Below are 26265 nucleotides of genomic sequence, written 5' to 3' on the forward strand. Positions count from 1 at the left end.
AAGCATGTTGCTGAATCTGTTCAATGAAATGCGCGCAGCCAAGGTGCCGGTCTCGGTGCGTGAGCTGCTGGACCTGATCAATGCGCTCAAACACCGGGTGACCTTCGCCGACATGGACGAATTTTACTTTTTGGCGCGCACCATTCTGGTCAAGGACGAGCGCCACTACGATAAGTTTGATCGCGCCTTCGGTGCTTATTTCAACGGGCTGCAAACCCTCAATGAACACCTTGAAGCCTTGATTCCGGACGAATGGCTGCGCAAAGAGTTCGAGCGCTCGTTGAGCGATGAAGAGCGTGCGCAGATCCAGTCGTTGGGGGGCCTGGACAAGCTCATCGAAGCGTTCAAGCAGCGCCTGGAAGAGCAAAAGGAACGCCACGCCGGGGGTAACAAGTGGATCGGCACCGGCGGTACCAGCCCGTTCGGTTCAGGCGGCTACCACCCCGAAGGCATTCGCGTCGGTGATGCCGGAGCGCGTCAGGGCAAGGCGGCAAAAGTCTGGGAACAGCGCGAGTATAAAAACCTCGACGATCAGGTCGAGTTGGGCACGCGCAACATCAAAGTCGCGCTACGCCGCTTGCGAAAATTCGCACGCCAAGGCGCGGCAGATGAACTGGACATCGACGGCACCATCGACCACACCGCCCGCGACGCCGGCCTGCTGAATATCCAGATGCGTGCGCAGCGGCGCAACTCCATCAAGCTGCTGTTGCTGTTCGACATTGGCGGCTCGATGGACTCCCATGTACAGATCTGCGAAGAGCTGTTCTCAGCCTGCAAGACTGAGTTCAAACACCTGGAGTACTACTACTTCCATAACTTCATTTATGAATCGGTGTGGAAGAACAACCAGCGGCGTCAGGTTGAGCGCATTGCCACCCAGGACGTGCTGCACAAATACGGCGCTGATTACAAAGTGATCTTTATTGGCGACGCGGCCATGGGCCCTTACGAAATCACCCATGCCGGGGGGAGCGTGGAGCACTGGAACGAAGAACCGGGTTACCTGTGGATGCAGCGTTTTATGGAGAAATATAAAAAGCTCATCTGGATCAACCCGTACCCCAAAGACACGTGGAACTACACCGCCTCAACACGCATCGTGCGGGATTTGATTGAAGACCGCATGTACCCGCTGACGCTGGAGGGGCTAGAAGAAGGGATGCGTTTTTTGGCGAAATGAAGCAACGCACCCTCCTCGCCGGGGTGAAGTTCAGACGCGCTTGACGCGCTGCATCCATTCCACCTGTTGGCGCTGCGCGGCTTCCTGCGTGGTCGGGTGCAGCGACACACGTTGCCCCGGCAAACATTGTGCCAGCCGCGCCAATGAGAGCGGCGTCAATGCCCCCAGTCGCGGGTAGCCACCAATGGTTTGTCGGTCATTGAGTAACACGATGGGCTGGCCATCTGGCGGCACTTGCACCGCCCCCAACGCAATCCCTTCGGAAATCATCGGTGGCCCTTGATACACCAGCGTCGGCCCCAGCAAACGGATGCCCATGCGGTCGGCGCGGCTGTCGAGCACCCACGGGCAATTGAAGGCGTCAAACGTGCTTTGCCCGCTGAAATCGCCGATCTGTGCGCCAATGATCATGTCCAGCAACGGGACGCCGGTGAACGCGGGAATCCAGGCGTGATTCATTTCACGTAATGCCGGCCGGGCGTCCCTGAAGCCCAGTTCGGCGCCTTTCTCCAGCGCATTCCCCCTGCCATCCGGCCCACCCAACTGCTCCCGGGCGACCGTGGCGCAACTGCCCAACACACGCGGCGCGTCAAAGCCTCCCGGCGCGGCCAGGTAGGCCCGAGCACCGTCGAGTGGCTGCGCGAAACACAGGGTCTGCCCCTGGCGCAGGCTGAAACTGCGCCACGGTTTGAGCGGCTGGCCATCCACAGTGGCGGCCAGGTCCGCGCCCGCCAGCGCTAACGTGCAATCGCACTGAGCCATTACGCTAAAACCGCCCAGGGTGATTTCAATCACCGCTGCCTCCAGCTCATTGCCCAACAGCCAGTTGGCCCACGTCATCGACTGCCAATCGGCCGCACCGCCTTGGGTCACGCCCAAATGCCGGACCCCAAAACGCCCTGCATCCTGCAACTGGCATAACGGGGTGCTGGCCTGAATCAACAATTGGCTCATGCCAAGGGCTCCTGTGGGGTGTCGTCGCCGCCCAGGCGGATGAATTCGCTATGACTGATTGGCTCGAACTGCACGCGGTCGCCGGGTTGCAACAGGCTGTACCCCTCTCGCTCCCGGTCAAACAGCCTGACCGGCGTGCGCCCGATGAGGTTCCAGCCGCCGGGCGACTGGGCCGGATAGGCCGCGGTCTGGCGTTCGGCAATCCCGACACTGCCCGCTGCCACCCGTTTACGCGGCGTGTTGAGGCGTGGCGCAGCCAGCACCTCGTCCACCAGCCCCATGAAGGCAAAACCGGGGGCGAACCCCAGCGCGAACACCTGATACGGACGCTCGCTGTGACGGCGAATCACTTCGCGCTGCGACCACCCCGTGCGCTGCGCCAGCAACGTCAGTTCGGGCCCGACGCTCAGGTCGTACCACACCGGCAACACATGGCATTGGCCACGGTCCCGGGTTTCGGGTTGCAGGTCGGTCATTGCTTGATGAATGAGTTCACGCGCCTGGGCCGGGCTCAGCGCCAGCCCGTCGTAGTGAATCATCAACGTGGTGTAGGACGGCACCAGATCGATCAGAAAACCTGCAAAGCCGCTGCGCACCCGCTCTGTGGCGGCCAGCATCCACGGCATGTTGTGTTCAGCAATCTCGTCGAACAGCCGCAACATCAGGCAGTCGATGGCTGCCACCTCAATACGCGGCTTCATGCCGATTGCCCGTTGAGGGCCATACGGATGTGCTGCACGGCGGCCACTGAACTGGCGTTGTCGCCATGCACGCACAACGTGTGAGCGTGCAGGTGCAAGGGGCTGCCATCAATCGCTGTCAGCGGTTGGCCTGCGGCGAGGGTCAACGCTTGCTGAACGATCCGCTGCGGCTCGTGGTGCACCGCGCCCGGCAGTTGACGCGAGACCAGGTGCCCAGCCGCGTCATAGGCGCGATCGGCAAACGCTTCAAACCACAGGGTGACGCCAAACTCATCGCCGATGGCGTGTGCGACGCTGTTATCACGGGTCGCCATCAGCATCAGCGGCAGGCTCGCGTCGTAGGCCGCAACGGCCTGCACCACCGCGCGCAACTGCTCGGGGTTGGCCATCATGTCGTTGTAGAGCGCACCGTGGGGCTTGACGTAGCTGACGCGAGTGCCCTGAGCACGGCAGATGCCATCCAGGGCGCCGATCTGGTAATGCAACAGGTCTTGCAACGCCTGCGCGGTATAAGCCATGGAGCGACGGCCGAATCCTGCCAGATCCTGATACGCCGGATGGGCGCCGATCTGCACCCCGTGCGCCAGCGCCAGCGCCACGGTGTTGCGCATGATCCCCGGATCACCGGCATGGAAGCCGCACGCGATGTTGGCGCAATCAATGAAGGGCATCACCTCGGCATCCAGGCCCATGGTCCAGCTGCCAAAACTTTCACCCATGTCGCAGTTCAATAACAGGCGGCTCACGATGATGCTCCTGTGGTGTTTTTTATAATTTAGAAGTAGGACATTTTTCGACAGGCGTACGCTGTTCGTCCAACTAATAAAAGCCGGACACCGGGATAAAAAAAATTGATTGCCGTGGGGGGCCGCTATTTAGCGGCTACCGAACCGCCGGTGCGCGATGGCCGGCTCAGGCAGCCACGACGGGTTTAGAGGCTCAGTAACTGCGCTCACGGCGCGCAATGCGTTCGCGCTGACGCTTGCCGCCCAGCACCACCCAATCAATGAGCCGCAACACCCCTTCGATGACGAAGGAAAACAGCAGAGCCCCGGCCATGGCCCAGCCAATGGCGGTGGGCGACAGCAGCACCTGATAGGTGTATGCGTCGAAGGTTTCCTGACGAATCGCAGGATCTGCCGCATATGCCACTTGCAGGGCGCGCATGTACCACGGCCCTTGCATGGCCTGGAACTGGTTATCCAGCAGGCGTTGACGGGTCAACAACGTATTGAGGCTTGACGCATCGCTGCGAAACACTGGGTCTTCGCTGTCCTGATAGTGCGCCACCAGTGCTTGCAAGTCGCCGTTGAAAAACTGGTTGGCGGTGTTTTGAAACCCGGCCAAACCGGTTTGCGCTTCAATCAGGTGAGCTTCCACACGATTGGCGTAGTCATTGATAAAACCCGGCACTTGCACGCCGATCAACAAGCCCAGGGTGAACAACACCAACCGCAGGTAACTCAGGAACATGCTTGCCCATCCTTATTCGGTTGTGCCCTGGCTGACGCATTCGCCGCGTCGCCACAAGCCCCACTGGCCCGGCGCATAGCGCGTCCAGGTTTCGTTTTCGGTCAACGGTTCGGTGGCGATGACCGTCACCACGTCATTAGGGGTGGTTTCTGCCTGAAAATCCACGATCACGTCGACATCTTTAAGCCGCGCCGGGCCAAAGGGCGCTCGACGGGTGATGTGCGCCAGTTTGGTCGAGCAATAGCAAAACAACCAGTCGCCATCACTGAGCAGGCAGTTGAAAACGCCTTTGCCGCGATACTCCGCACACGCCGCCACCAGCACCGGGAGAATGGTTTCGACGTCCACCGGCTCCGGGAACGCTTCGCGTACCCGATTAAGCACGTCGCAAAAGGCGGCCTCGCTGTCGGTGTCGCCTATCGGCCGATAGAAACTGACGGCCGGATTGAAGTCAGCCAACTGACCGTTGTGGGCGAAGCACCAGTTGCGCCCCCACAGTTCGCGCACAAACGGATGGGTGTTGGACAGGCAGACCTTGCCGACATTGGCCTGGCGGATGTGGCCAATGACCACTTCGCTTTTGATCGGGTAGCGCTGGACCAACAGTGCGACTTCGGAGTCGCAACTGGCAGCCGGGTCCTGAAACAGACGCAGCCCGCGCCCCTCGTAGAATGCAATGCCCCAGCCGTCGCGGTGCGGGCCGGTACGCCCGCCGCGTTGCATCAGGCCGGTGAAGCTGAACACAATATCGGTCGGCACGTTGGCGCTCATGCCCAGTAATTCACACACGCTCGCACTCTCGCATTCAGGCTCGACGGAAAAAAGTTACAACCTGGGTTCAACCCGGGTAGTACCGCTGACCCGCGGCGTTACCGGACGGCCGTAGCGGTCGTCTCCAGCAGTACCGAAGGGCTGATCGTCTTCAGGGTCGTGTTGGCGGGCCTGCTCGGCCGCCGCCGCTTGCGCACGCCGGGCTTTACTCGCGCGCTCAATGGGCCAGCGAATCAGCACAAACAGCCCGTACAGGCAAAACGCAATGATGGTGTACATCAACAAGTCGGACACGGCCCGCCATGCGTTGTTGCCCACCTTGAACGCCAGATCGAGGGCGGTGATGGCGATCGCAGGTGCAAACTTTTCTTTGACAGGGTCAATGATGGTCGGACTGAACAGCAGCACGGCCATCAGCACCCGCAACGGTTCACGCAACCAGCGCCACATGAAGCGGGTCAGGCGGCACCCTACGAGCAGGCAGCCCAAAGCGGCTAAGGCATAAAGGCCCCAGGCGATCAGATAGTCGTTCTCGGTCATGGTATCCATGGTCGGCAGGCAATGAGGCGCTATGATAACGGCTTTTAGCCAGTGCGGCTGCCCCGCCGTCAGCACGGCGTCTTTTCATTCAGGTTTCCGAGAGCACTAAATGACCGAATCTACCTACGCAAATGGCGCTCCAGTCGCACCCACGCTTCAAGGTTCAGACCCGTATGCGTGGTTACAAAACCGCGACAGCAAAGAGGTTTTGGATTACCTGAAAGCGGAAAACCAGTATCAGGAAGCCCAGTTGGCTGACGAAGCCGGGCGACGTGAAGCATTGTTTGAGGAGATCAAGGGCCGCATTCGCGAGACCGATCTTTCATTGCCGTCGCCTTGGGGCCCTTATCTGTACTACACCCGCACCCAGGCAGGAGAAGAATACCCCCGTCATTTCCGTTGCCCGCGTCCGGCCGACGACAGCCAGCAGGTAGACGAAACAGCGGAGCAATTGCTGCTGGACCCAAATGCGCTGGCCGAGGGCGGTTTTTTATCTCTGGGCGCGTTCAGCATCAGCCCGGATCATCAGCGGCTGGCTTACAGCCTCGACACCAGCGGCGAAGAAACCTACCGCCTGTTCGTCAAGGAACTCGCCAGCGGCACGGTGACCGAGCTGCCGTTCGAGGACTGCGATGGCACCATGACTTGGGCCAATGACAGCCAGACGCTGTTTTTCGCAACCCTGGACGACACCCATCGTCCGCACAAACTGTTGCGCCACACCCTCACAGAATCGGGCGCGCACGACGTATTCCACGAGCCGGATGGCCGTTTTTTCCTGCATTGCTACCGCTCCAGCTCAGAGCACCAGCTCATCCTGCTGCTCAACAGCAAAACCACCAGTGAGAACTGGGTTCTGGATGCCGATCACCCGACACGCCCGTTCCGTTGCCTCGCGCCACGTGTGGAAGGCCACGATTACAGCGTCGATCACGGGCTGTATCAAGGTCAGTGGAGCTGGTTTATCCGCACCAATCAGGACGGCATCAACTTTGCGCTGTATCACGCTCAAGGGTCTACGCCGACCCGCGAGGCCTGGCAGTTGCTGATCGCCCACGACGACAAGGTCATGCTCGAAGGCCTGACCCTCAATGCCAACGCCCTGTGTTTAAGCCTGCGCGAAGGTGGGCTGCCGATCATCGAAATCCGCCCGCACGGTGGAACGCCCTATCGCGTGCAATTGCCCGATGCGGCTTACAGCCTGTATGTGCAAGACAGTCTTGAATTTGACAACCCGTATATCCGCCTGCGGTATGAGGCGCTGAACCGCCCCGCGCACGTGCGTCAACTGACGCTGAGTACTGGCGAGCAATGCGTGCTCAAGGAAACCCCGGTACTGGGTCCGTTCAATCCCGACGATTACGTCAGCCAGCGCCTGTGGGCTACCGCCCCTGATGGCACCCAGGTGCCGATCAGCCTGGTGGTCAAGCGCAGCGCCCTTGGCCAGCCGACGCCGCTGTACCTGTACGGTTACGGCGCCTATGGCGAAAGCCTCGACCCATGGTTCTCCCATGCGCGCCTGAGCCTGCTCGATCGCGGCGTGGCGTTTGCGATCGCTCACGTACGGGGCGGCGGCGAGCTGGGTGAAGCCTGGTATCGCGCAGGCAAGCAGGAGAACAAGCACAACACCTTCAGCGATTTCATCGCGTGCGCGGAGCATTTGATAACTCAAGGGCTGACCAAGGCCGAGCAACTGGTCATCAGTGGCGGCAGCGCAGGCGGCCTGTTGATCGGTGCTGTCCTCAATCAACGCCCCGAGCTGTTCAAGGCGGCCATTGCCGAGGTGCCTTTTGTCGACGTGCTCAACACCATGCTCGACCCTGACTTGCCGTTGACCGTTACCGAGTATGACGAATGGGGAAATCCGCAGGAGCCCGACGTCTATGAGCGAATCAAGGCTTACGCGCCTTATGAAAACGTTCGGGCACAGGCTTACCCCGCGATGCTGGTCATTGCCGGGTACAACGACAGCCGCGTGCAGTATTGGGAGGCGGCCAAATGGGTGGCAAAATTGCGCGCCAGCAAAACAGACGACAATTTGTTACTGCTCAAGACTGAACTGGACGCTGGCCACGGCGGTATGAGCGGACGCTATCAGGCGTTGCGCGACGTGGCGCTGGAATACGCATTTGTGTTCAAGGTGCTGGGCATTTAACCAACAGCCCGCACCTGTTGCCGCGGCCGGGCTCAATCAGCAGCCGGCTTGATTTTCAGGTCTTTGCTGTCGAGCCCCGGTAAGGGCTGGTCTTTGGGTGGCGGTTGGGGCAAGTCGATGGGTGGCAGCGGGATCAAACTGCCGCTGCCTGCCACGGGCTTGGGCACTGGCCGCGGAGTAATCTGCGGATAAGGCGTGGGGGTCGCAGTGCCGGGCGAACCGGGTGCGGGGGTTACCGGCATAACGGGAACCGGGCTTAACCCGCCCGCTTGCGCTGCACTTATCGAGAGCGCCGCCCCTGCAATGGCCGTTAGAATAGTGCGTTTCATCAGTCACTCCGTTGCCAGACCGGCTTGTCTGCCCTCAGGCTACTCGTAACCTGCGGTTTTTGTCCTCTTCTATGAGATACCCATGAAACGTTTTGTTCTGCTCGACACCACTCCGATCCCCGATAACGGCGGCGCCCTGTGCCTGTTTGAGTATGGCGAGGACTTCGTGATCAAGATCCAGGGGGGCGACGGCGGCCAATTGATGAACACGCGCATGCACGGCTCGGAAGACGCTCTGGCCGAAATCCCCTGCCGCAAGGTCGCAGGACGTCCGCAATCGCGCGTGCTGATCGGTGGTTTGGGCATGGGTTTCACCCTGGCGTCCGCTCTCAAGCACTTGGGCAAAACAGCCGAAGTGGTGGTGGCGGAACTGGTGCCGGGGGTGGTGGAGTGGAATCGCGGCCCGCTGGGCGAAAAAGCCGGCAATCCGTTGCAGGACCCGCGCACGGTGATCCGCCAGGAAGACGTGGCCAATGTGCTGCAAGCCGAACCCAACGGGTTTGACGCCATCATGCTGGATGTCGACAACGGCCCCGAAGGCCTGACTCAAAAAGCCAACAGCTGGCTGTACTCGGCTGGCGGGTTAAGCGCATGCGCCAAGGCCTTGCGCCCTAAAGGCGTGCTGGCGGTATGGTCCGCCAGCGCAGACAGGCAGTTTTCCGACAAACTGCGCAAGGCCGGTTTCAAGGCCGAGGAAGTGCAAGTCTTCGCCCACGGCAACAAAGGCACGCGGCATACCATCTGGATTGCTGAAAAAATCAAAGGCTGATCAACAGCTAAACTAAACGACCTGACCGTCATTCGTCTTGAAAGGTGAACCCATGAGCTCGGCCAACCCTCCCTCCCATACCGCGAAGCTGGATCGCATCCTGGCCGATGCCCAGCGTGACCGTGAAATGGGCTACCGCGACAAAGCCCTGAAAATGTACCCGCACGTGTGTGGCCGCTGCGCCCGTGAGTTCTCAGGCAAACGCCTGAGTGAGCTGACGGTGCACCACCGCGACCACAACCACGACAACAACCCGCAGGACGGCTCCAACTGGGAGTTGTTGTGCCTGTACTGCCATGACAACGAACACTCGCGCTACACCGACCAGCAATACTTTTCGGACAGCTCGACCAGTAGCCCGAAAGTGGCCAAGGCCACCCACAACCCGTTCGCCGCACTGGCCGGGTTGATGAAAAAGGACGAATAGCCACGCGCCTGCCGGAGCCGCAGCCGACTGGGCGGCTCCGGATCAGCCTCAACAGGCGTATACTCGCGTCTTTTTTCTGAAGGGCTCGGGCACGTGGCGAACAAACGGTACAGCTGCATTGGTTTGTATAACCCCAAATCACCGGAAAACGTCGGCTCGGTGATGCGTGCGGCTGGTTGCTATAACGTGGCGTCAGTGTTCTACACCGGCAAGCGCTATGAACGCGCCCGAGACTTCGTCACCGACACGAAAAAAGTGCATCAGGACATTCCGCTGATTGGCATTGATGACTTGAAAAAGATCCTGCCACTGGGCTGCATTCCTGTGGCGGTGGAGCTGGTAGAGGGCGCCCGCTCCTTGCCTGAGTACACCCATCCGGATCGTGCGCTGTATGTGTTCGGGCCGGAAGACGGTTCACTGGATAAAGAAATACTGGACTGGTGTGAGGATGTGATTTACATCCCGACCAACGGCTGCATGAACCTCGCGGCCACCGTCAACGTGGTGCTTTACGACCGTTTGGCCAAGGGTAACAACACCCGATCAGGGCCTAAATTCTGACCCCCACATGCCCTTCAAGGGAACGACACGCCTTCGCTGACAGTCAGCTCTGTATCCACCATCCCTTGGAGACAGAGCATGACCAACAGAAATCCTGTAGAGCGCATTGAATCCCCGGCCTATAACGATGTGCCGTATCAAAACGTAGAGGGCTGGGAGCGCGTGGGCTCTTTGGCGGGCGGCGTGGTCATGCTCGGCAAAGGCATTCGCCGCGGCGGGTTTATCGGCCTGATCCAAGTGGGCATCGGTGCCATGGCACTCAAGCGCGGCATAACCGGCCACAGCTCCACCAAACGCCTGTTGGAAAAAAGTCGCCAGCAACTGCACAGCGTGCGTTCTGACATTGAACGCGCAGGCGATGAATTGCTGCGCATGAAGGACGAAGTTGAAGGGAAAATCGTGAAAAGCGTCTGACATACGTGTGAGGCTGCGATGCGCCGCAGCCTCACGCCTTCATCATTGCATGCGGGGGTGTTTAACCCTGGGCTTTGTTTTGATGGCTGGCGCTCCAGTCCACCAGCAGGCTGTAGGCCAGCGCCAGCAAGGTCGGGCCGATGAACAGGCCGATAAAGCCGAACGCAATCAACCCCCCAAACACCCCTAGCAGCACAATGACCAACGGCAGGTTGCCGCCCCTGCTGATCAGGTAAGGCTTGAGCACGTTGTCCACGCCGCTGATGATCAGCGTGCCCCAGATACCGAGAAAAATCGCCATCCCGTAATCGCCTTTCCAGGCCAGCCATGCCGTGGCCGGAATCCAGATCAAGGGCGGGCCCATCGGAATCAGGCTGAGCAGGAACGTGGCGAGGCCCAGCACCAGCGCACCCGGCACGCCCGCAATCAGGAAGCCGATCAACGCCAGCAACGCTTGCGCCGCCGCCGTACCGATCACCCCGTTGACCACTCGCTGAATAGTGCCCGCCACCAGTTCCTGGTAGTAAGACGCGCGCTCACCGATCAGGCGTTCGAGTAAACGGTGTACAAATGTCGCCAGCCGCGGGCCATCACGATAGAAAAAGAACACAAAGACAATACTGAGGGTCAGCTCCAGGATCCCGCCGCCGATCTGCGCACTGCGGGCCAGCAACCAATTACCCACCTGCCCCAAGTACGGTTTGACCGCGACAATCATCGCAGCGCCCTGCTCATCGATGGTGTCCCAGATGCCCACCAGCCGTTCTCCTACCAGCGGAATGCCAGCCAGCCATGCCGGCGCTTCGGGCAAGCCTTCCAACTGCACATCTTTCACGAACGTCGTGGCGTCGCGCACGTGATCGGCCAAGTTGAAACCCAGCCACACCAGCGGTCCGGCCACCAGCAACATCCACCCCAAGGTCAAAATGCCAGCAGCCAATGATTCGCGACCATTGAGCCAACGGGTCAGCAACCGCATCAGCGGCCAGCTGGCAAACGCCAGAACAGCCCCCCAGAACAGGGCCGACCAGAAAGGTGCCATGACCCACAGGCTGGCACCGAACAACACCAGCAGCAGGATTTGCACCAGCAGGCGATCGTTATTGAGCATGTGTATTCCACAGAAATTCGAAAACAAAAAGACGACGGCTACGCGAAGTGTAGCCGTCGTGGGCAGTGCTTAGCGCAGCAACTCGATATGCAACCCTGGGGTTTCGCTGTCGCTCAGTTCAAGACGCGAGGCGCGCACGCCGCTCTTGATCAGGGCCTCACGCCAGGCACCCGCCTTGACGCCGCTCAAACTGACCCGCGTGGTGGTATCGAGCGTTAAAGCACGGCTGATTAACGGCAGCCATGGAGCGTCGGGCGCTTGCGTCAGCGTCGGGAAATCCAGCGAATCGGTGGTTTTCAGTTGACGCTGCAGCGTTGCAGGCGTAGGCAACAAGACCCCGAGATCGGTAGTGGCCACGAGCTGTTCTACGTGCAGGTACCCTTTTCGGTTACCCCGGTTGATGGCATACAGCGCCACCAATCGATTGCGCTCTGGGGCGGCCATCCGGATCAACAGATAGGATTGTTGCTCATCGGAGCCCACCAGTTTGGCGTTGCCTAGCACCTCATTGGCCCAAAGACTGCTTTCTCCGCAGTCCCGCGCCTGGCACCAGAACAATAACTCAGCGTTCTTGTTTTGCAGCGCCTTGCGCGCAGCCGTAAAGGCTTCGGTGGCCGAATGGCCGGTGGGAAGTTCATACGTGATAGCGGTGGTCTGCCCCCGCGCATCCACTTGCCCGTCAAAGCGCAGGCGCCCGCTTATTTTGCGGATCGGCCCCATCGGGTAGATACGCTCGACATCCGGCTTAACGGTGTAATCGACAATTTGTGCGTCAGCCAGCCGTGGCACGTCCTGCAAATCCTGACTGCCTGGTACATCGGCCGCCCACAACAAAGGGCTCAGGCAACTCAAACCCAGTACGCCGATCAAGCGATTGGTCAATTTCATCGGCACGCGTCACCCGCAGGTGAAGGGTGAATCAGCCTGTTTACGAAAGAGATCGGGTGGCCTCTCGGGGTCGCAGCGGTGTAGAGATCTATCATGGTTGTCTCCCATTTCAACCCGCCAAGCCTCGGCAGTTGGTCGCCGCAAGTCAAGGAGCAGCGAAGAACCGATTGAAACAGTCTGCAACAAGGATTGCCCCGGATTCGTCATTGATGTGCAAATGATGGCCACCGGGTAACCGTTCCAGGTTAAAGGGTAGTCTATCCAGCCGCTCGGGATGGGTGGCCAGCATGCCCTCTTCGGCCACGATCAGGGTGGCAGGACAACTCACACGCTCTACGAAAGACAGGGCTTGTTCATCGGTCAGGCGCAGCGGTGAGGGTAGCGTCAGGCGGCTGTCGCTGCGCCAGCTGTATCCGCCCGGCACCGGCATCAACCCGCGTTGAGCCAACAACTGCGCCGCTTCGCGGCTGACGGCGACCATACCTTTCATGCGCGCTTCGACGCCACGGTCGAAGGTTTTGTGCACCGACTTGCGTTTGTGGTTCAGCTGGAGTTGGGCTTGCAGCGCCTGCCCCATGCGCTCAGCGGTGTTGTGTTGAGTTCCGGTGTGCGGCATCACACCATCAATGAGCGCCAGATGCGTGACACGCTCAGGGCACGAACCGGCCACCACCACCGAAATAATCGCCCCCAAGGAGTGGCCCAAAAGCGCAAAACGCTCCCAGCCCAGCTGTTCGGCCACGCTCAATACATCGAAAGCATAATCCCACAGGGAGTAACTGGCCCCAGGTGGCCTGTGGGCGGAATGGCCATGCCCGGCCAGATCCAGCGCCACAATACGCAATCCGTGTAGCTTTGGCGCCAATCGCGCAAAGCTGTTGGCATTGTCCAGCCAGCCATGCAGCGCAATGACCGGAATGCCGTCTTCGGGCCCGAACACATGCGCCGCCAGTTCAATATGCGGCAGGCTCAGACGGATCTCTTCAACCACGGGACTCATGCGTACACTCTCAAAGGCCGGAATTACGGGCTTGCCAGCGGCTAAAAATCATCTTCAACAAGCGGGCAGTATCGTGCGGCTGCTCAAGCGGGAACATATGCCCGCCCGGCACGCTCAAGGCTTCACCAAGCGGCAAGCGCGCTACGGCGTTGGCATGATGGCGCATAACCACCCGGCTGTCGCGCCCACGCACCACCGTGAGCGGTACCTGCAATTGCGTGACCAGACCCGGGCTGGTGTGGGGCACGCTGCGGTAGATATCGATCTCCGTGGCGGGATCAAAGCTCAGGCACAAGCGGTCATCCATCGTCTGTAAACCATGCTCCAGATAGGCGTCGAAACACTCCGGATCGAAGCTGCGAAACAGCGATTTCCCGGCGAAGTACGCGCGCGCAGCCTCGCGGTCAGTGAACTCTTCACGACGGCCCAAGGTACGCCCGGCAGGCGTCAGGCGATCAATCAGGCCAAAGCGTTTGGCGGCGCGAATCACCCACTGATCCGTACGCGTCAAGACCGGCGAATCAAGCATTACCACGCCTTTGTAGAGCTGCGGGCAACGGATGGCCGCATGTAAGTGCAACATGCCGCCCAATGAGTGGCCCACCCCCAGCACCGGGCCCTCCTGCTGCTCAAGGTGGTAGATCAGTTCGTCGACCAGGTTGCGCCAGTTGTTGTCAACCGGGAAACGCGGGTCGTGCCCGTGCTGGGGCAGGTGCGCCACACGATAGTCAGGCGCCAGGGCAGCAAACAATTTGCCGTACGTGCCCGAGGGAAAGCCATTGGCATGGGCGAAGAAAATCTGCCGGGACATATAAGGCATCCAAACTAGGAATTAGCCTTATTGTCTGTAGGAAAATTCTTAACAGCAACGACCGTATGCGCCATCAATGACGCCACTACGGCCATCGCCTGGCCGATTACTCCGCGAGCGGGGGTGTTTGACCCAGGGGTACAACCGCAATTGTCAGCCGGGAAATGCAGTTGAGTTTGCCACTGTCATCGGTCAGACGGATATCCCAGACATGGGTCGTTCGACCGATATGCACAGGCCGTGCGACCGCGCTCACTCGCCCGCTGCGCACACCGCGCAGGTGGTTGGCGTTGACTTCAAGTCCTACGCAGTAAAACTTTTTTGGGTCGATGCACATATAGCTGGCCATCGACCCCAGGGTTTCAGCCAATACCACCGATGCCCCACCGTGCAGCAGGCCAAACGGTTGATGGGTGCGATGATCGACCACCATGCTCGCGGTGATGGAGTTGTCATCGAACGCATCGAAGGTGATATCCAGCACCTCACAAATGGAGTTTTTGCGAAGTGCATTGAGATGTGCCAGATCTGGCGGGGTTGTCCACACGCTCATTGCTCAGTCCTTGATCGGTGAGAGGCATACAGTCTTGCCACAAAATATGTCGAGGGCGCAACTGTGCCGCTTGCCGGGGCCGGTTCAGGGCAATCAACGCAGAACGTATTTGAATGGGGCTCGTCAGCGATGCGACGTGCTGCGCTTACGGGTGCCACACATGCAGCAAGCGCAGGCTGCCAGCGAGCGGCCACTCACCTTCGAGCTCTGCCAGGCTGGCGGTGTGCATAGGTTGAGGCTGCCGACAGTGGCCATGCTGCAACAGACTGATCAGGTCACCTACTAAGGGTTGATGGCTGACCAACAGCACATTACCGGCATCCGGCAGTTGGCTGACGGCGAACTTGGGATCACTTTCAGGGGTTAGCCACGTCACGGTTTTCAGAGCCGCAGAAAAGCCCAGCGCGTCGCGCACGAGGGCGGCCGTCTGCTGAGCCCGGACATACGGACTGGCCAGGATGCAATCCAGCGGTTGGCCTATCAAGTGGGCCGCGCTGCGCACTACCTGCTGACGCCCAAGCTCGGTGAGCTTGCGCTCCGCATCACGGGGGGCGTGCGGTTGCGCTTCACCATGACGCAAAATCCACAGCTTCATGGCTGCTTGGTCTGCGACGCAGGCTCGGCATACGGCGCTTCACCTTCTGGCGCTCGGGATGCAGGCCAGTCAGCAAAAGGCCAAGGCTTTTGCTCAGTATGAAAACTGCCAAAGCGGCCGATTTGCGCCAAATACTGACTCAACGTGTCACCGAAATTCATCAGACCGCCGTTGGGTGCGCCATACACCAGCCGATAAATCAGCTGCACCAGTACCAGGCCGCCCAGTACTAACTGCGCAACTTGCCAAACCAGCAGAAAAACCAGCATCCACAGCACACGCAACACTATGGATTCGTACTTGGGGGCATTCGGATTGTCATTCATGGGCTGCTCCTGTCGAGCTCAGTTGAAACCACTGGTGGAAATAAAATCGACGTCTGTCTTGGGCTCGGCCCGCATTAGCACTTCAATCACCTGATTGAGGGTACGCCCTTCAAACAGGATGGCATGCAGACCCGCCACCAACGGCATATAGACATTCAGCTCTTGGGCCTTGGCCTTGAGCACTTTCAGCGTGTTGACGCCTTCCGCCACTTCCCCAAGGCGCGAGACCGCCTCGTCCAGGCTCAGGCCTTCACCCAGGGCGAACCCCACTTGATAGTTACGGCTTTTAGGGGAAGAACAGGTCACGATCAAATCGCCTACCCCGGCCAATCCCAGGAATGTCATCGGGTTGGCGCCTTGACTGACAGCAAATCGCGTCATTTCTGCCAAGGCACGGGTAATCAACATGCTTTTGGTGTTTTCCCCCATGCCAAGGGCTACCGCCATGCCGGCAATAATTGCATAGACGTTTTTAAGCGCCCCACCCAGCTCTACGCCAAAGCGGTCGGCACTGGCGTATACGCGAAACGTGCGACCGTGCAAAACCGCTTGAACCTGCGTACACAGGGCTTCATCAGCACTGGCAACGACCGTGGCCGTGAGCGCATGCTCCGCGACTTCGCGCGCCAGGTTAGGCCCCGACAACACGCCAATCCGGGCTTGCGGGGCGATCTCCTCAAGGATTTCGCTCATCAGCTTGAAGCTGTGGGCTTCAATGCCCTTGGTCAGGCTGACCAGCATCTTGCCACTCAAGCGATCGGCATGCGCTGACAGCACAGTACGCAACGCGCTGGAAGGCAAGGCGACAAAACACAATTCACATGCGTCGAGGGTGGCTTGCAAGTCAGTGACCGGATCAACGCCGGGATGAATCTTGATGCCTTTAAGGTAACGAGGGTTCTCACGGTTAAGCCGAATCGCCTCGGCCTGCACCGGGTCGCGCATCCATTGACGTACCGGGTGACCGTTTTCCGCCAGCAGGTTGGCCACCGCGGTGCCAAAACTCCCGCCCCCCAAGACCGCAATAGCGCGCTGTTCAGTCATAGCAATCCCGTTATCCATCTAGCCGTGGCAATGGCGGCATTATACGGAGCACATCCGCTGCGACCAGTCCCCCCTGCAGCGACCAGGCGCGTCTGTTCCCTCAGAAAGTGCAGGGTTTTGACTGGAAAACTGATTCAGCTCGGTTAACATGCCGCCCATTCATTCACACACGAGGCAGCCTGGCTGTACACATGCATGACTGACTGCACGTCACGGCTGATCTCGGCACCCTGGCGCCGGCTTACGGAACCTCACACTCATGGCTGACCGACGCCGCTGGGATATTCACGCCCGCACCCAAATGATGAGTTTGGGCCCCGCCCTGCTACTGACGTTGCTGCTCATCAGCTTTTTTACCTTCGTGCGCCTGCAGGACTTGCGTCAAGAGCTCAACCACACAGGCCAGCTGATTGCCAACCAACTGGCCCCCGCCACTGAGTTCGGGGTGATTTCCGGCAACACGCATGTGCTGGAAACCTTGATGAAAGCCTCGTTGAACACACCGCACGTGCAATTCGTCCAGGTTCAGGATCGGGGCAACAACGTATTGGTGCATGCAGAGCAACCGTTGAATGAAACAGGGCGCAGCAACGATGTGGAAGTGTTTCAGGCGCCTGTCAGGGTGCAGAGCATTTCAGGAAAGCCCGATAACGATCCCATGACACCTGCGACCGAGGATTATCTGGGGCGGGTGTTGGTCGGCATGTCCAGTGATGCCTTCAACCAGCGCCAGCAGGACATCCTGTTAAAAGCCATGATACTTGCGCTGTTTGCCTTGGGCTTTACCTACTTACTGGCCCGGCGCCTGGCTTCCAACCTCTCCCGCCCCATCAGCGACATGAGCGATGCGGTGAAGGCTATTCAACAGGGCCATTTCAACACGCCTTTACCGGTGGTTGACGATGGGGAACTCGGCAGCCTGGCCCGGCACATCAATAACCTGGCAGAAGGTCTGGCACAGGCCAGCCGTGAACAGCAGACAGCGATTGCCCAGTTGATACAGACCCGCGAGGAAGCAGAGCGCGCCAACAGCGCAAAAACCGACTTTCTGGCCATGATGAGCCATGAGTTACGGACCCCGATGAACGGTGTTCTGGGGATGCTGCAATTGCTCGAAACCACCCACATGACAGACGAACAGGCCGAGTACGCCGCCCTGGCATCGGAGTCCACGGAACACTTGCTCAAAGTGATCAATGACATCCTCGATTTCTCCAGAATCGAGCGTTCAACCCTGGAGCTGGAGCAAATCCCGTTCAACCTTGCCGAGCTGGTGGGCAATTGCGCGCAAGCTTTTCAGCACAGTGCCGTACAGCGGGGCTTGAAACTGAACTTGAACATGGCGGACGGTCTGCAGGACCTGCATGTACTGGGCGACCCAACCCGGATTCGTCAGATACTGGTGAACCTGATCGGCAACGCACTGAAGTTCACCGAGCAGGGTCAAGTCAGCATCGAGCCTGCCTGGCAACCGCTGGATCATGAACTCATCTGGTTCACTTGCACGGTACGCGACAGCGGGATCGGGATCGGCGCAGACAAACTTGAGTCGATGTTCAAGGCTTTCCAGCAAGCCGACAGTTCGATTTCACGACGTTACGGTGGCACCGGGCTTGGCTTGCCCATCGCTCGCACCCTGGCGGAACGCATGGGCGGTCGCTTGCTTGCCCAGAGCGAAGAAGCTCACGGCTCAGTCTTCACCCTGGAAATCCCCCTGGAATTGCACCAGCGCATTGCCATTAACCAAAGGCCGACGATGACTGCGGACAGCGCATGCATTAAAGGACGCAAGGTACTGCTGGTGGAAGACAACCCGGTCAACCAGACCGTTATCGAAGCCATGCTTAGCAGCCTGGGGTATGAAGTGAGCATGGTCAGTGACGGTGCTCAGGCCATCCATCGGGCCAACACTGAAGCGTTTACTGCAATCCTGATGGACTGCAGGCTGCCGGTCATTGACGGTTATGAGGCGACCCGACAGATCCGCCAATTGGCGGGTTGCAGGGACGTGCCTATTATCGCGTTGACTGCCAACGCGTTGCAGGGCGACCGCGAAGCGTGCCTGCAAGCCGGAATGAACGATTACCTGGCCAAGCCGTTCAAACGCACTGATCTGGAACAAATACTGCTGCGCTGGGTCCAGTAACTTATGGCTATTAGCCTACCTGCGACTGGCGTAAAACCTAAAAGTGCGGCAGTCTTAGGCACCCGATTGGGGCCCTGAACCGGCCTGAATTTAAATTTCAGTGAACAAGTGTACATTTGTGCCCTTGGCGCTGTGACTTTCACTACTACGCAATAGTCTATGTGTAGGCTGGCGAACTGAAGCCGATATGTTTCAGTTGGTCGGGAAGATTTGCCCCACCTTGCCGCATGGGATTATTGAGGAGCTCGCATGACCAAACAAAACGCCTTTACTCGGGAAGATCTGCTGCGCTGTAGCCGCGGCGAACTGTTCGGCCCAGGTAACGCGCAACTGCCCGCCCCTAACATGCTGATGGTGGATCGCATCACCCATATCAGTGAAGAGGGTGGCAAGTACGGCAAAGGTGAATTGGTCGCCGAGCTGGATATCACCCCTGACCTGTGGTTCTTCGCCTGTCACTTTGAAGGTGATCCGGTGATGCCAGGTTGCCTGGGCCTCGACGCCATGTGGCAACTGGTGGGCTTCTACCTCGGCTGGCAAGGTCTGCCGGGCCGTGGCCGCGCCTTGGGCTCGGGTGAAGTGAAATTCTTCGGTCAGGTACTGCCGACCGCCAAGAAAGTCACTTACAACATCCATATCAAGCGCGTGCTCAAAGGCAAGCTGAACCTGGCCATTGCCGATGGTTCGGTGACCGTTGACGGTCGCGAAATTTACACCGCCGAAGGCCTTCGCGTCGGCGTTTTCACTTCAACTGACAACTTCTAAGGGTTATCCGCATGCGCCGCGTCGTTATCACTGGTCTGGGCATCGTTTCGTGCCTGGGCAATGACAAAGAGACCGTCTCCGCTAACCTGCGTGCAAGTCGCCCTGGCATCCGATTCAACCCGGAATATGCCGAAATGGGTCTGCGTAGCCAGGTTTCCGGCTCCATTGACCTGAACCTCGAAGAACTGATCGATCGCAAGATTTATCGTTTCGTCGGCCACGCAGCTGCTTACGCTTACCTGGCCATGAAAGACGCCATCACTGATTCGGGCCTGACCGAGGAGCAAGTCTCCAACCCGCGTACCGGCCTGATTGCCGGTTCGGGCGGCGCATCGACCCTGAACCAGATGGAAGCGCTCGACATCCTGCGCGAAAAAGGCGTGAAACGTGTTGGCCCATACCGTGTAACGCGGACCATGAGCAGCACCGTATCGGCTTGCCTGGCTACACCGTTCAAGATCAAGGGCCTGAACTACTCCATCGCGTCTGCCTGCGCCACCAGTGCTCATTGCATCGGTACCGCCATGGAACAAATTCAGATGGGCAAGCAAGACATCGTATTTGCCGGCGGTGGTGAAGAAGAGCACTGGAGCCAGTCGTTCCTGTTTGACGCCATGGGCGCCCTCTCCAGCCAGTACAACGACACGCCGGAAAAAGCCTCACGTGCCTACGACGCCAAGCGTGACGGTTTCGTCATTGCCGGTGGTGGTGGCATGGTTGTGGTTGAAGAGTTGGAGCACGCGCTGGCCCGTGGCGCCAAAATCTACGCCGAGATCGTAGGTTACGGTGCAACGTCCGACGGTTACGACATGGTTGCCCCAAGCGGCGAAGGCGCCATTCGCTGCATGCAGATGGCGATGTCTACCGTTGACGCGCCTATCGACTACATCAACACCCACGGCACCTCGACCCCGGTAGGCGACATTGCCGAGATGAAAGGCGTGCGAGAAGTGTTCGGCGAAAACGCGCCAGCCATCAGCTCCACCAAGAGCCTGTCGGGTCACTCCCTGGGCGCCGCAGGCGTTCACGAAGCGATCTACTGCATGCTGATGATGGAAGGCAACTTCATTGCCGGCTCGGCCAACATTGAGGAACTGGACCCGGCGGTCGCTGACATGCCGATCCTGACCAAAACCCGTGAAGATGCAAAAATCGACACTGTCATGAGCAACAGCTTCGGTTTCGGCGGCACCAATGCCACGCTGGTTCTGAAGCGCTGGGCTGGCAAATAAGCTCATCCCTGGCCTCATTAAAAAAGCCCTGACATGCTCAGGGCTTTTTTATGCCCGCTACTTTGCTACATCCGTAGTATTGGAGCGTTGAAAACAGCGCTGCACTAAGTGCCTGTTACCCCTCCACTTGACCACTTCCGATCACGCCCCCTTAACGCCATAAAACAACAGAATCATTTACTGCGGATAGAGCGCCCGTAAGTTCTGATTATTTGAATGCACTGAGTCACATTTAATAACATCGATTTACTGCATTACGGTTCGCATCGACTACGGTTAGTTAATACAGTCCTATTCAACATAAATACTCACGCGCACAAGGAAGAGCGATGAAACCGATCATGACGAACATGACGCAACCGGCGTTACCAGACGCCATCAATGGCGTTAAGAGCACACTCACTATCAAGCTAAAAACAACAGGCGAAAAGGAGCGCATCGGGGCGAGGATTGAAGCGGTCATGCACAACGGCAGTAAAGTTGACTCCATTTTCATGTACAACACGCAATATGGTTACCAACCGCATGCCAATGGTTGTGACGGACATTGGTACTACACACCTACCTACAATTCAGAACATTGGAAGCCCGAGATTTTCGTCACGGTGACACCTCGTGGCTTACCTGCAGACGCAAGCGTGGTAGAGCTGGGTACATTCACGTATTACAGCCCTGAAGGGGTGCCAGGCGTCTCTACCCCATTGAGAGTCAGAGCACCTTTTGATCCCCGGGTAGAACTGAATATGCGAGAAGCGCTGCTGGCCAGTTGGGAAGACTACGCCAGCAAGAGGCGCGTCTACAGCCACAAGATTAGCCTTGACTTACCTGATGAGAATGTCAGCTATTGGCGCGTCTCTTTTACAGTGGCGCCAGGAACAATTCTGTTTAAAAAACCCTGGACAGCTTGCACCCATAATGAAGACACCGGAGAAATTGAACTTACATGGTCCGCCGCCGACCGCAAAACAAGCAGTGAAAGAAGAGAAATCGACTTTCAGTTACTGTCTTCCTCAATAAACTACAATCCCGCGCTGGCAAAACTAAACACTCTCCAAGGTCATTACATCATCGGATGAATGATCCCGCGCCTCGCGGATTGTAAACCAACAGATTGACCCGCATCCGTGAGTGCGCGCCCAGAGGCATCATTGAACTGACACGCATGCTTATGCGCGTTACTTCCATCCAGGCCTCTGGCCGCACTCACTTAAACAATGTTACGCATCTGCGCTAACGGACCCATTCAAGGTTGATGTTTTGGTAAGACCGCCAAAAAATTATCCTTAGCGACGTTGTGAGCGACTTCAACAGGCAGCGCATTTAAAAAGGGATCAAAACTTCGCATTTCCTGACCTAATTTGTCGAAACGTCCCACTACATCGGACCCCAGCATGAAGCGCTCAGGGAAGCGCTCAACTAACGCCACCCACTCCGACCTTGGCTTGCCTTGCTCATCCAGCAAATAAGGCGTGAGCATGCTCCAGGAGAGGTCGACATAAAGGTTGGGGTACGTTGCCAATAGTCGTGTCAGCGTCGGTAATAAAAAATCCATCTGCGTTTGATGCCGATGAATCTCGGCGCTCGTACCGGCGTGTGCCCATATGAAGCGCGTATCCGGATGCTGCCCCAACGGTTCTTCAATTTCTGCCAGGTACAAAGGGTTTTTTTCACGCTTGGAGGTGATATTGGAGTGCACCAAGACGGGCAGGTCATGCTCGGCCGCCAAGGTGTAAATACGCATCATGGCTTCATTATTGGCGCGCGGCGTGTCCCCGGAAATCAATGCCGTCAGGTCGTCGTGGCGGGTGAATACCTCGCCAATGCCCTGCCACAGACCCGGATTGAGGTCGAGCATGCGCTGTATGTGCGCTGCGGAGTTCTTGTCATTCGGATTAAAGCCGGACAGAAATGGGTGAAAATGCCGACGCTGCTCAGCGCTAAGTTGCTTGACCGCCTCGGCAACCCACACATCGGTGGCGCTGTACCAATAGGCGTCAGCGTCATCGCCGGCGTAGTAACGAGGACGCTTGGGCTCGTCTTCATGCCATTTTTTTGCCACTGGAATACCAGAAATCATGACGTGTTCGATGCGATTTTTCTCCATCGCTCGCAGCAGTTCTGGCATGCCTGCGGTTTCCTGGAAAAAATCCACGTAATGCAAATGCGCGTCGCTGTAGGCGTATTCGCGAGCATCCACCGCGGCACTGACCACCAACGCCCCAAAAGCCAAAAACACTGCTGTGAATCTCAATGCGTCATCCTCAATTATTGATACAGGTAGACCCGATCAGGGCCTCAGGGGTTCATGCGACGGTTTTTAAATGGAACGCAGAATTCACCAGATGCTCTATAAAGATCAGGACATTTATTCACTGCCAAGCCGAGGTTTGCCATGACTGTTACCGTTAATACTGTGTCACATGATGGTTTTCGTCACAGCATCAAGATCGATGACTACGAAGTGTTTACCGATGTGCCTAAAAGTGTGGGCGGCGAAGGAAGCGCGCCGTCCCCTCACGATTACTTCGATGCGTCACTGGCCGCCTGCAAAGCGCTGACACTGAAGATGTATGCAAAGAAAGAGGACATTCCGCTGACAGGTGTGACCGTCGAGATCACGCACGATGCGGAACGGGAAAAAAAAGGCCATTACAAGCTGATGGTGAAGTTGACGCTCAAGGGCGTTTTGACGGACGCTCAGCGCAAGCAGCTGTACAGCATTGCAGAGGCATGCCCGGTCCACAAACTGATGACATCCGCTCACATTGATATTGAAACGCACCTGTCTGAAGGCGCGTTCAGCCAGTAAACGGTACGCGCTAACAAGGAGCGTTGGGGTATGCTCAACGCTCCTTGATTGCCGGAGCAGGCTCATGTCTGCGCGTACCGTGATTCGCCCCCGTGCTGAAGAGGTGGAAGGCCAACCTATTCTGCGCCCAATACCCTCTGCCAAATGCCGCAGTGTTGGCCCTTTTGTATTCTTTGATCACATCCTGCACACCCGCTATCTGCCAGGCCGCGGTATGAATATCCGACAGCATCCTCACATCGGTCTGTCGACGTTGACCTATTTGTATCAAGGCCATTTGCAGCACAAGGACAGCTTGGGCTCCGATCAACACGTCGGTCCGGGTGACGTCAGCTGGATGACGGCAGGGGCCGCCATTGCTCACATTGAGCGCACCCCTGAACCCTTTCTGTCTGCCGGCTCTGACATTCATGGGCTGCAAGTGTGGCTTGCGTCTCCCAAAGAGGAGGAACAAGGAGCTGGCCACTATCGCTATCACCCGGCTGATAGCCTGCCTGTGAGCGATTCCCTGGGTGTAAGGATTTGCCTGATCGCAGGTTCCGGGTTTTGCCTGACCTCGCCGGTACCCGTGCTTTCCCCCACGCTCTACGCCGACGTACAAATGCAAACCGCGACCACCCTGGTGATCCCGGCCGAGCATGAAGAGCGTGCGGTGTATGTGCTGGAAGGCGATGCGAAAGCCAATGGCGAGCCGCTGGAAGTGCGCACCCTCAACGTGCTGTCGGCAGGAGAGGACGTGACGTTATGCGCTGACAGCCCCTGTCACGTCGTAATCATCGGCGGCGCGCCACTGGATGGGCCGCGCCGGATGAGCTGGAATTTCGTCGCCAGCGATCAGGCACTCATTGAACGGGCCAGGGCGCGTTGGGCGGCCGGGCAATGGCCAATCGTGCCGGGCGAGATGGGCCGCATCGAATTACCCTGAACCTGAAACCGCTGCCGAAGATAACGAAAGGTGCGTTGTCTTCGGCAGCATCTGTCAATCAAATACGAAACTGCCCTACCAGGTCTCCGAGGCGCTGCCCCAACTGTGCAAGGCTGCGAGTCGTTTGAGCGCTTTGCTGGGTCTCGTCTGCCACGTTATCCACGGCAACAGCAATTTGGTGAACACTGCGATTGATCTCTTCGGCGACCGCTGTCTGTTCTTCTGCTGCACTGGCAATCTGTGCGTTCATTGAGTTGATGGTGCCGATCAATTGCGCCATGGCGTCCAGTGATTCGCCTGCCTGGTTGGCTTGCTCCGAAGTCCCGACACCCGCTTCACTCGATCGACGCATCGCCTGGACGGCCTCATCAGTGCCCTGCTGCAGGCGGTCGATCATGCCTTGAATCTCTTGCGTACTTTGCTGTGTACGGCTGGCCAGCGCCCGCACTTCATCGGCGACTACCGCGAAGCCTCGACCTGCTTCACCCGCACGCGCAGCCTCAATGGCAGCGTTCAAGGCCAGCAAGTTGGTCTGGTCTGCAATCGAGCGGATCACACCCAGCACGCTGACAATAGAGGTTACATCCTGCTGCAAACTGTCCAGCGAAGACCCACTGCTGCGGATATCGCTGACCAACGCATGAATCTGCTGAATGCTGCCATCGACAACACGCTTGGCCATTTGGCCTTCTTCATCGGTTTTCTGTGCCGCTACGGAAGCGCCCTGAGCGCTGCGTGCCACTTCTTGGGCTGCCGAGGACATTTCATTGATGGCGGTGGCCACTTGATCCGTTTCGTGACGCTGACGCTCCATCGCCTGCTCAGACCGGTGGGCCTGCTCAGAGACTTGCCCGACCAGCGCTGTCAATTGAAATGTCATGTCAGTGATTTGGCGAACCATTGCGTGAATTTTATCCACGAAGCGGTTGAAGGAACTGGCCAATTCGCCGAGCTCGTCCTGGCTGGTGATTGCCAGACGGTGGGTCAAGTCACCCTCTCCGGCTGCAATGTCGTCCAGGTTGGCTTTCATCAGGTGCAACGGTCGCAGGATGGTGTTGGCTACGAGCATGCCAATCACCGCGATCACCAGCAGGACGACAACGGTGATGGCCACGGTGCTAAGGATCATGCCCCGCATGCGTTCTTTGACACCCGCCTCGACCTCTGCAACCTGCGCTTCGATGCCATCCAGATTAACAACGGTACCTATCACCATGTCCCATTTGGGCAAGTATTCGGTATAGCCCAGCTTGGGTACCAGTACGTGCTCGTTCCCCGGCAATGATGAGCTGTATTGGGCATAGTGGCTGCCATCCTTGGCCACGCGTACCAACTCGCGGTTGGTGTACACGCCATTCGGGTCGCGGTTGTCCTGAAAGTTTTTGCCGACGCCTTCCGGGCTATTGCCCTTGAACAGGCGCACCGTCTGCGAGTCGTAGCCGAAAAAGTACCCATCAGTGCCATAGGTAATGTTGGAAAGTAACTTGATCACCTGCGCCCGTGCCGCCTCATCCCCGGGTTGCGCCGCATCGTAGAGGGGCTTGATCGCGCTCATCGCCACTTCCACGTAGCTTTGCAAGGTGGCCTTGGCATCATTGAGCAGGCGTTGCCGGGTTTCCTCAACTTCCTTGTCGGCCTGGTCCTGCAAAATCCAGACAGTCGTCAGGCTGATGACCAGGGCAAACAACAAGACCGGCAACACCGCGAGGGACAATACTTTTGCCTTCAGGCTCAGGCGCATGGCTTTTACTCTATTTAGGGACTACGTACTGCGTTAACGGCC

29 protein-coding genes are annotated in these 26265 nt (G+C 58.2%); 12 read left to right on the forward strand and 17 right to left on the reverse strand.

What is annotated here, in order from left to right; genetic code table 11:
• Window positions 1-4: 4 nt before the first annotated feature.
• Complete coding sequence (locus HBN61_RS02055; protein WP_094992355.1) at window positions 5-1183, forward strand: vWA domain-containing protein; 1179 nt, start codon at window positions 5-7, stop codon at window positions 1181-1183.
• Window positions 1184-1213: 30 nt separating this feature from the next.
• Here the strand turns inward: HBN61_RS02055 and HBN61_RS02060 are convergent, their stop codons facing one another.
• The 6 genes from HBN61_RS02060 to HBN61_RS02085 form a co-directional block, all read right to left on the reverse strand.
• Window positions 1214-2137: a 5-oxoprolinase subunit C family protein gene (locus tag HBN61_RS02060; RefSeq protein ID WP_170046062.1), complete on the reverse strand. Its 924-nt coding sequence runs from the start codon at window positions 2135-2137 to the stop codon at window positions 1214-1216.
• Entirely contained in the window at window positions 2134-2838 is a 705-nt protein-coding gene (locus tag HBN61_RS02065; protein ID WP_170046063.1) for a 5-oxoprolinase subunit B family protein, read from the reverse strand. Before HBN61_RS02065 ends, HBN61_RS02060 begins: the two co-directional genes overlap by 4 nt.
• The gene (locus HBN61_RS02070) at window positions 2835-3584 is read right to left on the reverse strand and encodes a 5-oxoprolinase subunit PxpA (protein WP_169963589.1); all 750 of its coding nucleotides are present in this window, start codon (window positions 3582-3584) and stop codon (window positions 2835-2837) included. Before HBN61_RS02070 ends, HBN61_RS02065 begins: the two co-directional genes overlap by 4 nt.
• Window positions 3585-3777: 193 nt before the next feature.
• Window positions 3778-4311: a DUF2937 family protein gene (locus tag HBN61_RS02075; RefSeq protein WP_170046064.1), complete on the reverse strand. Its 534-nt coding sequence runs from the start codon at window positions 4309-4311 to the stop codon at window positions 3778-3780.
• 12 nt (window positions 4312-4323) lie between these two features.
• Window positions 4324-5100, reverse strand: a complete 777-nt coding sequence (locus HBN61_RS02080) for a class II glutamine amidotransferase (RefSeq protein ID WP_094992360.1) — start codon at window positions 5098-5100, stop codon at window positions 4324-4326.
• 36 nt (window positions 5101-5136) lie between these two features.
• Window positions 5137-5631 carry an MFS transporter gene (locus HBN61_RS02085; RefSeq protein WP_169963591.1) on the reverse strand — a complete coding sequence of 165 codons (495 nt, stop codon included), beginning with the start codon at window positions 5629-5631 and terminating at the stop codon, window positions 5137-5139.
• 100 nt (window positions 5632-5731) lie between these two features.
• On the opposite strand from HBN61_RS02085, the gene HBN61_RS02090 reads away from it, so the two are divergent.
• On the forward strand, window positions 5732-7777 hold the full coding sequence (locus tag HBN61_RS02090) for a S9 family peptidase (protein ID WP_170046065.1): 2046 nt from the start codon (window positions 5732-5734) through the stop codon (window positions 7775-7777).
• 32 nt (window positions 7778-7809) lie between these two features.
• Here HBN61_RS02090 and HBN61_RS02095 read toward each other — a convergent pair whose 3' ends face one another.
• Entirely contained in the window at window positions 7810-8106 is a 297-nt protein-coding gene (locus HBN61_RS02095) for a hypothetical protein (protein ID WP_094992362.1), read from the reverse strand.
• Window positions 8107-8188: 82 nt separating this feature from the next.
• Here HBN61_RS02095 and HBN61_RS02100 point away from each other — a divergent pair, with 82 nt between their 5' ends.
• From HBN61_RS02100 to HBN61_RS02115, 4 genes are all read left to right on the forward strand, one after another.
• Window positions 8189-8875 carry a spermidine synthase gene (locus HBN61_RS02100; RefSeq protein WP_170046066.1) on the forward strand — a complete coding sequence of 229 codons (687 nt, stop codon included), beginning with the start codon at window positions 8189-8191 and terminating at the stop codon, window positions 8873-8875.
• A gap of 52 nt (window positions 8876-8927) precedes the next feature.
• Window positions 8928-9302, forward strand: a complete 375-nt coding sequence (locus tag HBN61_RS02105) for a YajD family HNH nuclease (protein WP_094992364.1) — start codon at window positions 8928-8930, stop codon at window positions 9300-9302.
• 93 nt (window positions 9303-9395) lie between these two features.
• Entirely contained in the window at window positions 9396-9863 is a 468-nt protein-coding gene (locus HBN61_RS02110) for an RNA methyltransferase (RefSeq protein ID WP_047276062.1), read from the forward strand.
• A 78-nt stretch (window positions 9864-9941) separates the two neighbouring features.
• On the forward strand, window positions 9942-10277 hold the full coding sequence (locus tag HBN61_RS02115) for a DUF2892 domain-containing protein (protein ID WP_094992365.1): 336 nt from the start codon (window positions 9942-9944) through the stop codon (window positions 10275-10277).
• 61 nt (window positions 10278-10338) lie between these two features.
• On the opposite strand, the gene HBN61_RS02120 is transcribed toward HBN61_RS02115, so the two are convergent.
• The 8 genes from HBN61_RS02120 to HBN61_RS02155 all read right to left on the reverse strand — a co-directional run bounded on the left by HBN61_RS02120 (window position 10339) and on the right by HBN61_RS02155 (window position 16605).
• The gene (locus tag HBN61_RS02120; protein ID WP_094992366.1) at window positions 10339-11388 is read right to left on the reverse strand and encodes an AI-2E family transporter; all 1050 of its coding nucleotides are present in this window, start codon (window positions 11386-11388) and stop codon (window positions 10339-10341) included.
• Between the two features lie 69 nt (window positions 11389-11457).
• Complete coding sequence (locus tag HBN61_RS02125; protein ID WP_170046067.1) at window positions 11458-12276, reverse strand: DUF4892 domain-containing protein; 819 nt, start codon at window positions 12274-12276, stop codon at window positions 11458-11460.
• Window positions 12277-12421: 145 nt separating this feature from the next.
• On the reverse strand, window positions 12422-13276 hold the full coding sequence (locus HBN61_RS02130; protein ID WP_094992368.1) for an alpha/beta fold hydrolase: 855 nt from the start codon (window positions 13274-13276) through the stop codon (window positions 12422-12424).
• Window positions 13277-13286: 10 nt separating this feature from the next.
• Window positions 13287-14087: an alpha/beta fold hydrolase gene (locus HBN61_RS02135; RefSeq protein ID WP_170046068.1), complete on the reverse strand. Its 801-nt coding sequence runs from the start codon at window positions 14085-14087 to the stop codon at window positions 13287-13289.
• Window positions 14088-14193: 106 nt separating this feature from the next.
• The gene (locus HBN61_RS02140; RefSeq protein WP_094992370.1) at window positions 14194-14640 is read right to left on the reverse strand and encodes a hotdog fold thioesterase; all 447 of its coding nucleotides are present in this window, start codon (window positions 14638-14640) and stop codon (window positions 14194-14196) included.
• 145 nt (window positions 14641-14785) lie between these two features.
• Window positions 14786-15235 carry a phosphohistidine phosphatase SixA gene (gene sixA / locus HBN61_RS02145; protein ID WP_169963602.1) on the reverse strand — a complete coding sequence of 150 codons (450 nt, stop codon included), beginning with the start codon at window positions 15233-15235 and terminating at the stop codon, window positions 14786-14788.
• On the reverse strand, window positions 15232-15561 hold the full coding sequence (locus tag HBN61_RS02150; RefSeq protein WP_094992372.1) for a DUF4389 domain-containing protein: 330 nt from the start codon (window positions 15559-15561) through the stop codon (window positions 15232-15234). The genes sixA and HBN61_RS02150 overlap by 4 nt, the downstream gene beginning before the upstream one ends.
• An 18-nt stretch (window positions 15562-15579) precedes the next feature.
• Window positions 15580-16605, reverse strand: coding sequence for an NAD(P)H-dependent glycerol-3-phosphate dehydrogenase (locus tag HBN61_RS02155; RefSeq protein ID WP_169963604.1), 1026 nt, complete (start codon window positions 16603-16605; stop codon window positions 15580-15582).
• A gap of 259 nt (window positions 16606-16864) precedes the next feature.
• Between HBN61_RS02155 and HBN61_RS02160 the strand changes: the two genes are divergently transcribed.
• The 4 genes from HBN61_RS02160 to HBN61_RS02175 all read left to right on the forward strand — a co-directional run bounded on the left by HBN61_RS02160 (window position 16865) and on the right by HBN61_RS02175 (window position 21824).
• The gene (locus tag HBN61_RS02160) at window positions 16865-18751 is read left to right on the forward strand and encodes a response regulator (RefSeq protein ID WP_170046069.1); all 1887 of its coding nucleotides are present in this window, start codon (window positions 16865-16867) and stop codon (window positions 18749-18751) included.
• Window positions 18752-19000: 249 nt separating this feature from the next.
• Complete coding sequence (fabA, locus tag HBN61_RS02165) at window positions 19001-19516, forward strand: 3-hydroxyacyl-[acyl-carrier-protein] dehydratase FabA (protein WP_032859207.1); 516 nt, start codon at window positions 19001-19003, stop codon at window positions 19514-19516.
• Between the two features lie 11 nt (window positions 19517-19527).
• Entirely contained in the window at window positions 19528-20748 is a 1221-nt protein-coding gene (fabB, locus tag HBN61_RS02170; protein ID WP_047276123.1) for a beta-ketoacyl-ACP synthase I, read from the forward strand.
• Window positions 20749-21077: 329 nt separating this feature from the next.
• On the forward strand, window positions 21078-21824 hold the full coding sequence (locus tag HBN61_RS02175) for a hypothetical protein (protein ID WP_169963606.1): 747 nt from the start codon (window positions 21078-21080) through the stop codon (window positions 21822-21824).
• Window positions 21825-21991: 167 nt separating this feature from the next.
• On the opposite strand, the gene HBN61_RS02180 is transcribed toward HBN61_RS02175, so the two are convergent.
• The gene (locus HBN61_RS02180) at window positions 21992-22999 is read right to left on the reverse strand and encodes an amidohydrolase family protein (RefSeq protein WP_094992376.1); all 1008 of its coding nucleotides are present in this window, start codon (window positions 22997-22999) and stop codon (window positions 21992-21994) included.
• Window positions 23000-23140: 141 nt separating this feature from the next.
• On the opposite strand from HBN61_RS02180, the gene HBN61_RS02185 reads away from it, so the two are divergent.
• Both HBN61_RS02185 and HBN61_RS02190 read left to right on the forward strand, forming a co-directional pair.
• Window positions 23141-23557, forward strand: coding sequence for an OsmC family protein (locus HBN61_RS02185; RefSeq protein WP_170046070.1), 417 nt, complete (start codon window positions 23141-23143; stop codon window positions 23555-23557).
• A 64-nt stretch (window positions 23558-23621) separates the two neighbouring features.
• A complete protein-coding gene (locus tag HBN61_RS02190) occupies window positions 23622-24482 on the forward strand; it encodes a pirin family protein (RefSeq protein ID WP_170046071.1) in 861 nt (286 codons plus the stop codon).
• Between the two features lie 58 nt (window positions 24483-24540).
• Here the strand turns inward: HBN61_RS02190 and ctpM are convergent, their stop codons facing one another.
• The gene (gene ctpM, locus HBN61_RS02195; protein WP_169963612.1) at window positions 24541-26223 is read right to left on the reverse strand and encodes a methyl-accepting chemotaxis protein CtpM; all 1683 of its coding nucleotides are present in this window, start codon (window positions 26221-26223) and stop codon (window positions 24541-24543) included.
• Window positions 26224-26265 lie beyond the last annotated feature (42 nt).

It is taken from the genome of Pseudomonas sp. WS 5071, assembly GCF_012985765.1.
Taxonomy (GTDB): Bacteria; Pseudomonadota; Gammaproteobacteria; order Pseudomonadales; family Pseudomonadaceae; genus Aquipseudomonas; species Aquipseudomonas lundensis_A.